The sequence below is a fragment of the Pseudomonas sp. FW507-12TSA genome, assembly GCF_058781435.1.
Window position 1 is genome coordinate 1 of sequence record NZ_JBYSWT010000020.1, and the last position, 13,712, is coordinate 13,712.

12 protein-coding genes and 2 pseudogenes are annotated in these 13,712 nt (G+C 64.0%); 2 read left to right on the forward strand and 12 right to left on the reverse strand.

The features are described 5' to 3' along the window. The 5 genes and pseudogenes from AC3WK8_RS18920 to AC3WK8_RS18940 all read right to left on the reverse strand — a co-directional run. Positions 1-178, reverse strand: a pseudogene (locus AC3WK8_RS18920) (energy transducer TonB); the annotation flags it as partial. Positions 179-181: 3 nt separating this feature from the next. Next, entirely contained in the window at positions 182-604 is a 423-nt protein-coding gene (locus AC3WK8_RS18925) for an ExbD/TolR family protein (protein WP_053129146.1), read from the reverse strand. 11 nt (positions 605-615) lie between these two features. Next, the gene (locus AC3WK8_RS18930) at positions 616-2,433 is read right to left on the reverse strand and encodes a DUF2341 domain-containing protein (RefSeq protein ID WP_103325516.1); all 1,818 of its coding nucleotides are present in this window, start codon (positions 2,431-2,433) and stop codon (positions 616-618) included. A gap of 21 nt (positions 2,434-2,454) precedes the next feature. Beyond that, the gene (locus AC3WK8_RS18935) at positions 2,455-4,143 is read right to left on the reverse strand and encodes a ShlB/FhaC/HecB family hemolysin secretion/activation protein (RefSeq protein ID WP_172681613.1); all 1,689 of its coding nucleotides are present in this window, start codon (positions 4,141-4,143) and stop codon (positions 2,455-2,457) included. Between the two features lie 32 nt (positions 4,144-4,175). Further along, positions 4,176-4,778 carry a transposase gene (locus AC3WK8_RS18940; protein ID WP_053129140.1) on the reverse strand — a complete coding sequence of 201 codons (603 nt, stop codon included), beginning with the start codon at positions 4,776-4,778 and terminating at the stop codon, positions 4,176-4,178. 413 nt (positions 4,779-5,191) lie between these two features. Between AC3WK8_RS18940 and AC3WK8_RS18945 the strand changes: the two genes are divergently transcribed. Both AC3WK8_RS18945 and AC3WK8_RS18950 read left to right on the forward strand, forming a co-directional pair. After that, positions 5,192-5,407 carry a hypothetical protein gene (locus tag AC3WK8_RS18945; RefSeq protein WP_103325517.1) on the forward strand — a complete coding sequence of 72 codons (216 nt, stop codon included), beginning with the start codon at positions 5,192-5,194 and terminating at the stop codon, positions 5,405-5,407. After that, positions 5,404-5,847: a hypothetical protein gene (locus AC3WK8_RS18950; protein WP_103325518.1), complete on the forward strand. Its 444-nt coding sequence runs from the start codon at positions 5,404-5,406 to the stop codon at positions 5,845-5,847. Before AC3WK8_RS18945 ends, AC3WK8_RS18950 begins: the two co-directional genes overlap by 4 nt. A 16-nt stretch (positions 5,848-5,863) precedes the next feature. Here the strand turns inward: AC3WK8_RS18950 and AC3WK8_RS18955 are convergent. The 7 genes and pseudogenes from AC3WK8_RS18955 to AC3WK8_RS18985 all read right to left on the reverse strand — a co-directional run bounded on the left by AC3WK8_RS18955 (position 5,864) and on the right by AC3WK8_RS18985 (position 13,663). Continuing rightward, positions 5,864-6,300 (reverse strand): annotated as a pseudogene (locus AC3WK8_RS18955) (HIT family protein). A 119-nt stretch (positions 6,301-6,419) separates the two neighbouring features. Next, positions 6,420-7,025 carry a LysE family translocator gene (locus AC3WK8_RS18960; protein WP_103325519.1) on the reverse strand — a complete coding sequence of 202 codons (606 nt, stop codon included), beginning with the start codon at positions 7,023-7,025 and terminating at the stop codon, positions 6,420-6,422. A gap of 65 nt (positions 7,026-7,090) precedes the next feature. Beyond that, a complete protein-coding gene (locus tag AC3WK8_RS18965; RefSeq protein ID WP_103325520.1) occupies positions 7,091-8,587 on the reverse strand; it encodes an efflux transporter outer membrane subunit in 1,497 nt (498 codons plus the stop codon). A 21-nt stretch (positions 8,588-8,608) separates the two neighbouring features. After that, a complete protein-coding gene (locus AC3WK8_RS18970; protein WP_085598260.1) occupies positions 8,609-9,727 on the reverse strand; it encodes an ABC transporter permease in 1,119 nt (372 codons plus the stop codon). Positions 9,728-9,731: 4 nt separating this feature from the next. Beyond that, on the reverse strand, positions 9,732-10,874 hold the full coding sequence (locus AC3WK8_RS18975) for an ABC transporter permease (RefSeq protein WP_103325521.1): 1,143 nt from the start codon (positions 10,872-10,874) through the stop codon (positions 9,732-9,734). 9 nt (positions 10,875-10,883) lie between these two features. Then, positions 10,884-12,653 (reverse strand): ATP-binding cassette domain-containing protein, encoded by a 1,770-nt coding sequence (locus AC3WK8_RS18980; protein ID WP_103325522.1) that lies wholly within the window; start codon positions 12,651-12,653, stop codon positions 10,884-10,886. After that, entirely contained in the window at positions 12,650-13,663 is a 1,014-nt protein-coding gene (locus AC3WK8_RS18985) for an HlyD family secretion protein (protein ID WP_103325523.1), read from the reverse strand. The genes AC3WK8_RS18980 and AC3WK8_RS18985 overlap by 4 nt, the downstream gene beginning before the upstream one ends. Positions 13,664-13,712: the final 49 nt, after the last annotated feature.

Here is a 13,712-nt window from a genome sequence, read left to right on the forward strand (position 1 = left end):
GGATGATGGTCGGCACCTTCGGCGCTTCCCGGCGCACCCCGGCCATGTCGTTGGCCCACTGCCACAGCAGCCAGGCGGCGACGCCCGCCAGCAGCAGCCCGAGGCCCCACTTGAGCAGGCGCACGGCTTTTTGCTTTGGCTGAACCGGCGGGAGCTGGATAGGTTGTTGTGCGCTCATGACTCAGCCCTGGGGTTTGCCGGTAACCAGCCCGACCTGGGACAGCTCCAGGCGGCGCAACAGGTCGAGGACCTCGATCACCTTCTGGTACTGCACCGTGGCATCGCCGCGGACGATGATCGGGAAGTCCGGGTTCTGCGCCTTCTCGATGCGCAGGCGCTCCTCCAGCTCGCCCAGGGTCACCGGGTAGGCATCGAGGAACACCTGGCCGCCGTCGTTCACCGAGATGGCCTTGGTCTTGGCCTCCGACAACGACACCGAGGCGCTGGCCTTGGGCAAGTGGATCTGGATGCCCGAGACCTGGGCGGTGGCGGTGAGGATGAACATCACCAGCACCACCATCAGCACGTCCACCAGGGGCGTGATGTTGATGCTGTCGACGGCGGCATCGTCTTCGTCGTCATGGGAGGCGTTCACGGAAGCCATGGCAGTTCTCCTCAGGCCGGGACCGATGCGTTGCTGTGGCTGACCCGCCAGTGGGCGTTCTCATGCTGCTGGCTCTCGCCGTGCAGCTCCGCCAGGCGGGTGATGAACTCGTCGACGAACACCCGCATGTCGGCCCCCACTTCCTTGTTGCGGGTGATCAGGCGGTTGTAGCCGAACAGTGCCGGGATCGCGACGAACAGGCCCATGGCGGTAGCCAGCAAGGCCGCGGCCATGCCCGGGGCGATGGCGTTGATGTTGACGTCGCCGGCCATGGCGGTGCCGAGGAACACCACCATGATCCCCAGCACCGTGCCCAACAGGCCGATGTAGGGACCGCCGGCGATGGCGTTGGACAGGGTCGAGAGCTTGGCGCTCAGCTGCTGGTTCTCGCGGGTGCGCACCCCGTCCATGGAGCAGCGGATGGCTTCGATGGTGGCCGCCGACACCGACGAGGTATCGGCGCCCTGCTCGCGGCGGGTGCGGATCTCCTTGACCGCCACCAGGTACAGGCGCCACAGCGAGGAGTGCTCCAGGCGCGCGGCCAGGGCCTGGTCATCGGCGAACATCTCAAGACGGGTGCCGACTTTGGCGAACTGCTCGCGAAACAGCGTATTGGCGGCGCTGACCCGGCTGACCATGCGGTTCTTGCGCAGCATGATCACCCACGACTGGATCATCATCGCCACCAGCACCAGGATGATCACCCAGGCGTCCACCGGTACCGCCTTGAGCAAGAAGCCCAGGCTGCCGAAGCCGAAGCCCGACTGTTCTTCATCGACGCCGTAGGCCACCAGTTTCGACTCGGCGCCCTGGGCGCTGGCATCGGCCAAAAGCAGCGCCGCGGGACGTGCCACCTTGGACAGGCGCAACTCGTCCATGGCCCCGGTGAACGGCAGGAAATGGCTGGCCTCGGCCCCTGCCGCGACCGGCAGGTCGGCGCCGATGGCCAGCGGCGAATTGAACGACGGAATGGCCTGGGCCAGGCTCGCGGTTTCCCGGCCATTGACGTACAGCGCCAGGCGGCTGCCCTCGCCGCTCAGGGCCAGGTGCTGCCATTGCCCCGGATTCAAGGGCTGGGTGGATACGGCGCGCTGGCCGTCCACTTCCACGAACGGCATGCCCTGGTTGACCCCGACCAGCAGGCTGCCGGCGCCTTCGCGCCGGGCCAGCAGCAGCTGTTCGCCACTGGCCTGGTCCAGGCGGACCCAGGCGCTGAAGGTGAAGGCGCCGCCGGCATTGTGCTGCAGCGAGGGGCTGGCCGGCAGCAGCAATGGCTGGCCACTGAACTGCAGGGCACGGCCGATCACTCCATCGATACTCGCCCCGGTGGCACCCTGCGCGGTGTTGCCATAGGCGGTGGTGTCCTTGGCCGGGATGCCGTTGCCGCCCTCGAAGTGGTAGATGGCGGTGTAGCTGGGATCGAAAGTCAGCTGGCCGTTGGCGGTGGCCGGGGCCTTCTGGTTGCCGTAGTACATCCAGATGTCCTGGCGCTGGCCACCTTCGACCTTGGGTACGTCGACCCAGATCAGCGCCATGCCCATCAGGGGGTCGAAGCTCTCGATCTGGTGGTTGAGCACGGTCTTGTCATCGGCGGCGACGAAGCGCAGGTCGGAGCCGTCCTCCTTGACCCCGTCGAAGGTGAAGTTGCCGGTATGCAGGCGTACCAGCAGCGCGGTACGGCCCAGGGCCTCGTTGATGGCCGCCCCCTGGGGCGTGGTATCGACACTGATCTGCTTGCGGTAGTGCCAGTCGTCCTGCCACCAGGCATGGGCCGTGGCCGGGAGCACGAAGCCCAGGCAGATCAACAGGCTCAGGAATAAGCGTTGCATGGAAGGGTTCTCCGTAAAAAGTCAGAACGTGGCTTGCACACTGAAGTGCAGGCGCGGGTCGTATTTCTGGGTGTTGGGGCCGTCTTTGAGGGGGTAACCCCAGTCCAGGCTGCCGGACAGCCACTTGCTCAAGCTGGCGCGGGTGCCCAGGCCGACACTGGCCAGGCTGTATTGGTCTTCCTGCTCGGGCAGTGGCTCGTGCAGGCTCAGGCGCGCACCTTCGGCGAAGGCGTAGAAGCGCCATTCCTGCACGTAGCTGCCGAGGAACTTGGCCAGGGACGGCGTGCGCAGTTCCTGGGAGAACAGCCAACCTTCGTCGCCGGTACGCTCGGCGGCCAGGTAGCCACGCACCGAGGTGGCGCCACCGGCGGAGTACTGTTCGTTGGAGACCAGCGGGCCCGAGGCCAGCTGGAAAGCGGTCTTGGACGCCGATTGCCAGTCGTTGGCGAAGGTATAGGTGAAGCTGGCATCGCCCTTGAGCACCGAGAAGCTGGCACTGGCTTCGTCACGCTTGTAGTGGAACTCGCGGGCATCACTGCCATAACCGAAGAAACGCCGGGTACCGATCACCAGGTTCAGGCCCAGGCTCAATTGCGACTTCTCGCTGTAGCGGTAGCCGTTGTAGCCGAAGGTCAGCGGTGCGTACTTGAGCGGGATCTGGTCGCTGCTGCGGCCGAAGCGCATCTCTTCGTCGAAGTCCTTGAAGTCCACGCCCGCCGACAGCGAGTTGGCCCAACTGTCGCTGGCCGGCAAGGCATAGATCGCCGCGACCCCGTAGGAATGGCCCTTGCCCAGCACGTTGCTGCCGCCGATGGTGGCGATGTTGCTGTCGGACTGGTAGCCGGAGAACTGCAGGCTCCAGCGATCGCTCAAGGGAGCGGTATAGGAACCGGACCAGACCTTGGCGTTGGAGGTGTCCTGGGGCGCAGTGAAGAAGGTCAGGGAAACGCTGTGGCCCAGTTGCCAGAGGTTGTCGTAGCCGACACTGGCCACGGTGCGCAGCTTCTCGGTATCGGCGCTGTAGTCGTTGTTCAGGCCGATGCTGGCGCGCCAGGGATTCTTGTCTTCCACCTGCAGGTCCACATCCATGGTCCCCGGCCGCTGGCCTTCGCGCACCAGGGGCATGACCTGGCGCCCGGCGCCGCGATTGAGCCCCGCCAGCTGGTTCTGCACCGTGGCGAAGTCCGGCACCTGGCCCTCTTGCAGAGCCGGCACCTGCTCGCGGATCTCCAATGGCGAGTAGTGCTTGGCGCCCACCACGCGCACCCGGCCGACCTTGGTCTCGCTGACTTGCAGGTAGACGATGCCGTCATCGACCTTCTGCTCCGGCAACTCGACATACACCGACTGGTAGCCACGGGCCTGGTAGACCTTCTGCAGGGCGTCGCGGGCGCCCTCGATGTCGCTCAAGGCCTTCTGCGGCCCGAGGAACGGATACACCGCCTCTTCGATGGCCCTGGCGTCGAGCACGGTATTGCCGCGCACGAAGTACTCGTTGACGTCCACCAAGCGCGCCGGGACCTGGGCCTCCTGCGCGGGTTCGGCCGGCACCTGGCCGCCCTCCTCGGCTTGCACCGCCGGCGCCAGCGCCAGCCATGCCAACCAGCCGCACAACGGCCACCAGCGCCCGCTACTGCCCGGTCGTCCTGATTTGCCCGAATACTCCACACCGCCCCCTAGAAGTCTGAAAATTGGCGCGCGCACGCGCATTGCCGTCGCCGTCTGCACAGCGTTTGGCCGATTCAATTGCTGGTGATCGAGGTGTTGTCGTGACGTGCCAGCCAGGTATGCAGCAGCGCGAAGTTCAGCGAGAACTCCGGCATCTGCAGCAAGGCTTTGCAGAACACTTCACCGATGATCTTGTGGATCAGGTGCACCGCCCGAGGGTTGTTCAACAGCGCGGCGATATCGCGGCTCAGGACACTGAAGCTCCAGACCTTCTGGTTCAGGCCCAGGCCGACGAACCAGCGGAACAGCAGGTTGTAGTTCAGCTGTTCGTAGAGCTGCTGTTCGCTGGGCACCGAGTACAAAAGCTGCAGCAACAGGATGTGCATCACCGTGCGTGGGGCGATGCACAGGCCGGCCTCGGCATTGAGGGTCTCGAACAACTCGGCATGGCGGTCCAGCAGCTCTTCGATCTGCGGGCGCAGCAGCACCAGCGAGTGCCCTGGCGGGATGTAGCTGGACACCTCCTTCAAGGCGCCCTGCCAGTCATCCTGGGAGACGATCCAGACCCACGGCGCCCCATAGCGATAGACCGAGACCGGCTTCTTGCGCGCCGCCTCGACGATCTTCGACAACCGCTGGTCCAGCTCCTGCATGCCCACTTTCGAGTAGCGTTCCATAGTCCCCATAGCCTCACTCCCGGCGTCCCGCCTCGGCTTAAAAAAGTGGCCTGGCGGCCCCCTCAAGCGCGTTACATACCCAAGACGTGCGTGGCGATGTGCTACCGAACTTTTGTCATAAAAGCTTCATTCACAAACTGGGCAGCGGCCTGAAGCCGTCCGCCAGGTGGCACGGTGGGTCCGGGTCCTGCGGCCGCTGCGCGGTGAGCCGCAGCCCCGTGTAGCCGCTGCCGCAGGCTGCGCATGACCGCGCAGCGGGCACCCTTGCAGTGGGTCAGGTGAGTCGAGGTTCTACGGCCGCTGCACGACCGATTGCAGGCTCGCAGGCTCGACAGCGGCTACACAGTTGGTGCGCCGTAGCTTTTTGCTGGTGGCGGAGTAGACTCGCGCAACCCCAAGGACTACTCGGCAACATGGACGAACTTCACTTCAGCCCCGCGCAACTGGCCAACCGCACCGAAGCCAGCCAGGCCAGCGTAAATAGCGCCGTCGAGCTGCGGCCCCAGCCCGGTATCGCCCTGCCCGCCAGCGGCAGCGACTGGGCTGCCAGCGCGATCCCTGGCCAGGCCGGCCCGCTCGACGCTGGCGCGGGCCGACCTGCCACTGGCAAAACCGGAACCCACCCATGAAGTTCACTTCGGCAGGCAAGCTCATCGAGCCTCGGCGGGTCGGCTATCGGAGCCTGGGTTTCGGCGAAGCTACATCCCTTGAGACAACCCCCTTTGAGCTGCTGATAGACCATTGGGAGCTGGCCCAGGGCTTTATCCAATGCGCCGATGGGTTCATCAGCCAATGTCGGGAAGACGACCTGGCCCAGGGTTTTGCCGACATCGTGCAATTGCAGCGACTGGACTACCCGAAGTTCGAGGATCTGCTGGGGAACCAGCCGCAACTGGCAGCCGATCTGATCAAGGACTACCTCTACTTCGAACTGCTGTATGCACTGTTCCCCAATACCAGCGCACTGGAGCTGGTCATCAACGAGATCGCCAGCGTCCTCGTCGCGAGGACCACAGTGACCATCACCGGCCTGACGTTTCCCGTCGCTCACCGACACTCAGCGCACTGACCTGCCGGCGCGAACCTCAGCTGGTCGATTGCAACAGGCGGGCTATGCGCTCACGCAACGCACCATGCTCCGCCTCGGCATAGGCAACGGCGGTTTTCCAATCGTAGAACCAGACCGGCATGCGACGCTTGCCCTCCGGCTCCGAGGCATAGCGGGGAAAGAGATGGCAATGCAGCTCCGGCTCCGAATTGCCGAGGATCTCGTAGTTCATGCGCAACGCCCCGATGGCCTCCAGCACCGCATCGCCAAGACGCGCCATGTCCAGCAGGTAGGCGGCCCGGGCCTGGGTATCGAGGTCGTTCAGGCTAGGCACCACCGGGTCCGGCAACAGCAGGCAACAGCCCGGCAGGAACTGCACATCCCCCATGACCGCCCAGCCCGAAGGCATCCGGCAAATCACCTTGTCATTGGCGCCCTGGCGGCCAGTTCGACACGTTGCGAAATCAGCGACATTCATTTTCCCTTGATGTTGGTCCCGGCATCGGCCGCCGGGCACGGAGTGCTCAAGCTTCGCTCGAGGGCGAGCAACTCTATACCCGCCACCCCATGCTTCTCCAACGCCTGGAACCGGCCTACACCGCCCGCACGACGGTGTAGGTCAACGTGGCCGAGAACAACGCCAGGACGATGGCCGTGCCCCTGGAAAACAACGGGCCCGATACCCGGCCCAGATACTGCGCCCGAATGCCTGCACCGAGGGAGACCCAAAGCAAGGCGATGGGTGCCAGCGCCAGGAAGAATGCGCTCAATGAAGGAACGAAACTCCCCAGGCTGGCAAACGAAGCGGCCGGGAAAATCACGCTGGCGAAGATCAACCCCTTGGGATTGAGTACGGTCGCGATCAGCAAGTGGCGCGGCCAACTGTCGAAGCGCTCGACCTGATGGGTGCCACTGGTCGAGGTCTTCCAGGTCTTCAGCGCCAGGGCCGCGATATAGCAGGCACAGGCCAGCTTGATCAGGTGGATCAACCATGGATGGTCCTGGGACAACAACACCAGACCCCAACCCCAGGTACAGATCGAGACGGTGTAGCCGAGCATCTCGATCAGCACCAGGGGCAAAGAGCGCAATACACCGAACTTGAAGCCCGAAGCCAGCAGCAAGGTATTCGAGGGCCCCGGCACTATCAGTATCAGGGATGAGAACAGTACGATCTTGTAGAGGTCGTCCATTTGCATGTTTTCCTATTCCGTCAGGAAAGTTGTTCTTGTTAGAGGAAATACGGCTACTGCGTTGCAATGGGTCAGATGGAGTGCCCACCCATGGATTTGTAGATGCTGATCAGGTGCGTCCTGAGCTGGCTATCGCTATCGACCAGGTCACGCTGGGCATCGAGCAGGGAACGCTGGGCATCGAGTTGGTCCAGGTAGCTGGCGTCCCCGGCGACGTACCGGGCACGGGTCCATTCGTAGCTGCGAGCCTTGCTGTCGTAGCTGTCCTTGAGGTGTGCCACACGCTGGTACTCGTTGTGGTAGCGGCTCAAGGCATCGTCCACCTCCTGCCATGCCGCCAGCACAGTCTGGTGAAACGCCACGGCCGCTTCCTGCTGTTCGAGCTTGCGCAAGACCACGGTCTTGCTGCGACGCCCACGGTCGAACAGCGGCAGGTCCAGGCGCGGCCCTACCGACCAGGTCCGGCTGCTCCAGTCGGCAAACTTGCCGCCTTTATAGGACTCGAAGCCGAAGTCGGCCCCGAGCATCACGCTGGGATAGAGTTCTGCCTCGGCTACTCCGATGCCGGCCGTGGCCTGGTGCAGCCGGGCTTGCGCGGCGCGAATATCCGGACGCTCGCGAGCCAGCTCGGCCGGCAGCCCCAGCCGCAAGTCCGGCAATGAGTTGCCAGGGGCCGGCCTGGGTGTGCCGCCCAACAAAGCGTCCAGGGCGCCAGGGCGTTCGCCCAGCAGCACGGCGATGCGGTTGGCGGCCTGGGTCTGCCGTGCCTTCCAGCCGGGTATCTGGGCGTTCAAATTTGCCAGTCGCGCCTCCTGGCGCTCCACCGCAAAACCGTCCTCCTCACCTTCACGAGCCTGTACCGTCACCACTTGCAGGTGCTCGGCGAGGATCTTCGCTTCCTGCTCCAGCAGGCTGGTCTGGCTCTGCGCGGTACGCACCTCGATGTAGTTTCTCGCCAGTTCGCTGGAGACGCTGAGCAGTACATCGTCCAGGGTCGCGGCTGCACCATCGACCTCGGCCTCGGCTGCTTCGCCAAGGCGCGACACCCGCCCCCAGAGATCCAGTTCCCAGGAAACATCGAACCCGGCCTGGTACAGGCTGTAGGGATCGGTCAGGGCCTTTTCCAGGGTCTTGCGGTCGCCACCCAAGGCCTCGAGCATGCGATTGTTCGGGGCGTAGCGGCTTTGTCGATTCCTGGAGGCCGCGCCGGAGAAAGACACCTCGGGTGTTTCCAGGGATGCGACGATCTGGCGCTGCAACCGGACCTGGGCAAACCGCAGCAACGCGGTATGCAGGTCCGGGTTGTCCTCCCGCACTCGGGTCTGCAAGCGGTCCAGGATCGGATCGCCAAATACCTGCCACCAGTTACCGTCGTTGCCAGGTACAACGGCCATGGATGGTGTTCCAGGTGCTGCCGGCAACTCCGGCCCACTGTGCCAATCCGTCCATCGCTCGGGGCTGTGCACCTCGGGCGCCTTGAAGTCAGGTCCGACAGTGCAGGCCGAGACAGCCATCAGCAAGGTCGCTGCCAACCCGTTGAGCAGATATCCAGCATGAATCGTTTTCATGACGTTCCTTATCAAGCCAATTCAAACCAATCGATTGCGAAACAGCCAGGCGGCCAGTGGCAGGGTCACCAGCGCGACGGCGAACATGGGCACCAGGTTCGCCGAGACATCAGACAGGGTCGCCCCTTCCAGGTAGATCCTCCTGACCAGGTCGATGGCAAAGCGCAACGGGTCGAGGTAGGTCAGCAGCTGCAAGGCCTGGGGCATGCTATGCACCGGGGTGATCAGGCCGGACAGCAGGATCAGCGGCATCATCAGCACGAAGGTGTACACCATGGCCTGCTGCATGTTGGCCGAGAGGGCGGATATGGACAGGCCGATCCCCACGCAGGCGCTGGTGAACACGAACAGTCCCAGGTACAGGTCCAGCACGGAACCGATCATGGGGATCTTGAACCAGAACAATCCGACCAGGAGGATCAGGCTCGATTGCAGCAGGCCGATCAGCACCGATGGCAGCGCCTTGCCCAGCAAGATCACGAAAGGGGTGAGCGGCGTGACCAGCAGTTGGTCGAAGGTGCCTTGCTCACGTTCCCTGGCCACCGAGAGCGCCGCCAGCATCAGGGTCTGGATCATGCTCAAGGCGGCGATCAGGCCGGGCACGATGTTCCAGCGAGTCTGCAAGTTGGGGTTGAACCAGGCACGTGTTTCCAAACGCAGGGGAGCGTTGGCGGCCCCCAGGAACTGCTGGTTGAAGTCACCCACCAGGTTGGCGATATGCCCGGCCGCCATCCCGGCGGTCGTGGAGTTGCGGCCGTCCAGCACCAGCTGCAGGCTGGCATTGTCCTGGCGGGCCAGGCGCTCCTCGAAGTCCGCAGGGATGTGCAGCACCAGCAGCGCCTGGCCATTATCGATGGCCGGGGCGATCTCGCCGACGCTGGTCAGCGTCGCCGTACGGGCGAAGACCCCGGAAGCATCGAAACGCGCGATCAGTTCCCGCGAGGTACGCCCCTGGCTCTGGTCCAGCACGGCATAGGGCACGTAGTTCAGGTCGTAGGTCGCGCCATAACCGAAGAGCAAGGACTGGACGATCGCCGGGGCGATCAGGATCACCCGATTGGCCGGGTCCTTGACGATAGCGAGGATTTCCTTCTGGATCAGGAACAACAGTTCACGTAGGAAGCTCATCAGTTTGTCCATTGGCTCACCCCACCTTCTTGCGCGTGCACAGGCGTGCTGCGTTCAACAGGAACACCGCATAGACCGCGAGGATCGTCAGGTTCTTCGCCACCAGCGCCCAGTTGTTGCCGGCCAGGAACAAGGTCTTCACCAGCTCCATGAAGTAAGTCGCCGGCAGGATCGAACCGACCAAGCGGATGAAGGTCGGCACATTGCGCAGGTCGAACAGGAACCCTGAAAGCATCAACGCCGGCAGGAAGCTGAAGATGATCGCGATCTGGCTGGCCAGGAACTGATTGCGGGTCTTGGCCGAAATCAACAGGCCGATGCCCAGGGTCACCAGCAGGTACAGCATGGAACTGAACAGCAGGAGCAACAGCGATCCCTGGATCGGCACCTGGAACAACAGCCGCGCGGAGACCAGGCACATCACCAATCCCAGGAGTCCCACCACGAAATACGGAATGATCTTGGCCAGCAGGATCTCGATCGACTTGACCGGGGTGACGAACAACGACTCGAGGGTGCCCCGCTCCCATTCCCTGGCCAGCACCAACGAGGTCAGGAAAGCCCCCACCAGCGTCATGATCAGGGCGATCAGCCCCGGAACCAGATACCAGGTGCTACTGTTGGCGGCGTTGAACCACATCCGCTCCACCACCAGCACCCGCCCCGAGGGCGGAGCCTGCCTGGTGCGTTCCAGATACTGCTGCTGCCAGACCGCCAACGCACCCCTGACATAACGCCCCAGGGTCGCCGCGCTGTTGGCATCGGCGCCATGCAGCAACAACTGCAAGCGAGCGTCGTGCTGTTCGAGCCGCCTGGAGAAGTCGGCTGGAACCCGAACGATGCCATCGACCCGGCGCTTGTCCATCAGTGCCTGTGCCTCGACCATGCTGGTGACCCGAGTGACCGAGAAGTAGGCCGAGCTCTCCAGCTTGGCTACCACGTCCCTGGCCGCGGGCGAGCTGTCCTCCAGGACCACTGCCAAGGGCGTGTTGCGGATATCCAGCGACAAGCCGTAGCCAAATATCAGGATCAGCACGATGGGCAGGATCACACCGATGGCCATGTTGCTCTTGTCTCGCAGCAACTGGCGGAACTCCTTCCTGGTCAGCGCCAGTAGCCTGCGCCACAAACCCGAACCCGCTCCATTGAAGTCGGACATGCTGGCTCCTTAGTGCGCCGCGGCGCGGGCCTGGGCCCGGGCTCGCTCGACAACGGCGATGAATGCACTGTTCATGTCGGCCAGTGCCTGGTTGTCCTGGTGGCGGACTTGTTCCGGGGTGCCCAGGGCCAGCAAGCGCCCGGCATCCTGGATCACGATACGATCGCAGTACTCGGCCTCCTCCATGAAATGGGTGGTGATGACGATCGTCGTACCGCTTGCCGCCAAGGCGGTGATCCGCCGCCAGAAGGCCCGCCGGGCCAGGGGATCGATGCCGCTGGTTGGCTCATCGAGAAACAGGATCTCCGGCTCGTGCAGCAAAGCGACCGCCATCGCCAGGCGCTGTTTGTAGCCACCTGGCAGCTCGCCGCTGCGCACATGTTGTTGTTCGCCCAGTTCGAACTGCTCGAGCATCCGCTCCATCCTGGTCCTTAGCCTGGCGCCATGCAGTCCATAAGCGCCGCCGAAGAAGCGCAGGTTCTCCACGGCCGACAGGTTGGCGTACAAGGCGAACTTCTGCGACACGTAGCCGATGCGACGGCGTGCCGCAGCCCGCGCGGTACGCAGGTTGACCCCGGCCACCTCCAGGTAGCCACTGGATGCCGGGAGCAAGCCGCAGAGCATGCGGAAGGTGGTGGTCTTACCCGCCCCGTTGGGGCCGAGCAAGCCGAAGATCTCGCCCTTCAGGACCTGGAACGAGGTGCTTGCGACTGCCGTGAAATCGCCGAACTTGCGCACCAGATCGCGTACTTCGATGACCACCGGACGCTGTGCCCCCACCTCCTCCTGGCTGTCGTTGGCCGCTGGCTGTTGCGCCGCATCCACCGCGACGGTTTCCTGGACCTGCTGCCTGAGTAGCACCATGAATCCGTCCTCCAGGCGCGCTGCCAGGGGCCGGGGCTCGGCGAGGCCGGCCAGGGGTTCGATCTGTGCCAACTCCGCCTGGGCGCTGCAAATGAAGCGCACCTGGCCACCTTCCGGCACCGCATCGACCACATGCTCGCGGTCATCGAGCAGGCCGGCCTGCAACGACCTGGCGGCAGTACCGCTGGGAGGTGCGATGCCATAGCACATGCCTTGGGCCAGCTGACACAGTTGTTCGGGTGGCCCCTGGGCGATCAATTGGCCCTGGTACAGCACGAAGACCTGGGCACAGCGCTGGGCCTCGTCCATGTAGGCGGTGCTGATCAGCACCGTCAGGTTCTCCTGCTCGATCAACTGCTCGATGATGCTCCATAGCTCCCGGCGCGACAGCGGGTCCACCCCTACCGTAGGCTCATCCAACAGCAGCAGTTGCGGGGAGCGGACCAAAGTGCAGGCCAATCCCAGCTTCTGTTTCATGCCACCGGAAAGCTGTCCGGCCAGGCGTCCACGAAACCGCTCCAGGTCCATCATGTGCAAGAGCCGGGAAAAGCGCTGGTCGCGCTCCGGGCCGCAGACACCATGCAAATCGGCATACAACTCCAGGTTCTCCTGGATAGTCAGGTCCTCATAGAGCCCGAACTTCTGTGGCATGTAGCTGATGCGGTCCTGTACTTGCTGTGGCTGTGCGCCGACATCCAGGCCCAGTACGCTCAACTGGCCCGCGTCGGCCTGCATCAATCCGGCGATCAGCCGCAGCAAGGTGGTCTTGCCCGCGCCGTCTGGACCGACCAGAGCACTCAACTGGCCACTGGGGACCTCCAGGGATACCCGGTCCAGGGCCACCTGTTGCCGGGCGCCGGCCTTGAAGTGCTTGACCAGTTCGGATGCCTGGACTGTAGCCACTGCGGCGCTCATGGCGTGTCCCCGGCATCCGGCGCCTGGTCGAGGTAGACGGTGGCCGGCATGCCCAGGCGCAAGCGGTCACCAGGATCCTTGACCAATATCCGGATTTCGTAGACCAGACTGGTGCGCAGGTCCTCGGTCTCGACCGACTTCGGGGTGAACTCGGCGACCGAGGAGATGTACCCCACCCGGCCATCGATGGCCTGGTCGGGAAAACTGTCGGTGAACACTCGCGCTGGCTGATCCGGTCGCACCTGTCCGAGCTGCTGTTCGTTGACATAAGCACGGATCCATTTCGGATCGGTCAGCGCCAGGGCCAATACCGGTCGCGCCGGAGAGGCCATGTCGCCAGGCTCGAGCAGGCGGGTGCGTATCCGGGCCTGGGTCGGGGCCTTGAGCTGGGCCCGGGCGAGGTCATGTTCCAGCAGGTCGAGATCGGCCCTGGAGACCTGCAGGTCGGCTGCTGCCTGGGCGATGTCTTCGTCCCGTGGGCCGATCTTGGCCAGGGCCCAGGACTCGCGCTGTTCCTGAACCTGGGCCTTGGCCACCCGCAGACGGGCGGCCGCCTGGTCCAGGCGCTGCTGGCTCACGCCCTTGCCCTGGGTATCGTCGGCGATGCGCCGCAGGCGCTGGTGTTCCAACTGGGCTAATTGTGCTTCGGCCTGGGCTGCCTCGAACCGCGACCGAGCCTGCTCGATCTCCTGGGGCCGGGTACCGTTCTTCAAGCGCAGCAATGCCTGTTCCTGGGCATTGATCCGGGCCCTGGAGCGGGCAATCTCGAGGCGCAGCGTGCGCGTGTCGAGTTCAGCCAATACCTGGCCAGCCTGCACCAGGTCGCCCTCCTCGGCATGCAGCGCGGCGATCCGTTCACTGCCTTCGAACGCCAGGGATACCTGGCGGATGTCGACGTTGCCATGAAGCTTGAGACGGCCGTCCGACTCTTCGGGCTTGAGGAGAAACCAGGAAACTCCTGCCGTTACCGCCAGCAGCACGGCAACCCCTGCAATCAACTGCTTCTTCATCCATGAGTCCTTTGTTTGCCAAGGCCTAGTTAAAATTCAATTTGAATTG

Excerpts from the sequence above, each read along its gene's own strand:
- AC3WK8_RS18925 (WP_053129146.1), bottom strand. The coding sequence starts at position 604 with ATGGCTTCCGTGAACGCCTCCCATGACGACGAAGACGATGCCGCCGTC.
- AC3WK8_RS18930 (WP_103325516.1), bottom strand. The coding sequence starts at position 2,433 with ATGCAACGCTTATTCCTGAGCCTGTTGATCTGCCTGGGCTTCGTGCTC.
- AC3WK8_RS18935 (WP_172681613.1), bottom strand. The coding sequence starts at position 4,143 with ATGCGCGTGCGCGCGCCAATTTTCAGACTTCTAGGGGGCGGTGTGGAG.
- AC3WK8_RS18940 (WP_053129140.1), bottom strand. The coding sequence starts at position 4,778 with ATGGAACGCTACTCGAAAGTGGGCATGCAGGAGCTGGACCAGCGGTTG.
- AC3WK8_RS18945 (WP_103325517.1), top strand. The coding sequence starts at position 5,192 with ATGGACGAACTTCACTTCAGCCCCGCGCAACTGGCCAACCGCACCGAA.
- AC3WK8_RS18950 (WP_103325518.1), top strand. The coding sequence starts at position 5,404 with ATGAAGTTCACTTCGGCAGGCAAGCTCATCGAGCCTCGGCGGGTCGGC.
- AC3WK8_RS18960 (WP_103325519.1), bottom strand. The coding sequence starts at position 7,025 with ATGCAAATGGACGACCTCTACAAGATCGTACTGTTCTCATCCCTGATA.
- AC3WK8_RS18965 (WP_103325520.1), bottom strand. The coding sequence starts at position 8,587 with ATGAAAACGATTCATGCTGGATATCTGCTCAACGGGTTGGCAGCGACC.
- AC3WK8_RS18970 (WP_085598260.1), bottom strand. The coding sequence starts at position 9,727 with ATGGACAAACTGATGAGCTTCCTACGTGAACTGTTGTTCCTGATCCAG.
- AC3WK8_RS18975 (WP_103325521.1), bottom strand. The coding sequence starts at position 10,874 with ATGTCCGACTTCAATGGAGCGGGTTCGGGTTTGTGGCGCAGGCTACTG.
- AC3WK8_RS18980 (WP_103325522.1), bottom strand. The coding sequence starts at position 12,653 with ATGAGCGCCGCAGTGGCTACAGTCCAGGCATCCGAACTGGTCAAGCAC.
- AC3WK8_RS18985 (WP_103325523.1), bottom strand. The coding sequence starts at position 13,663 with ATGAAGAAGCAGTTGATTGCAGGGGTTGCCGTGCTGCTGGCGGTAACG.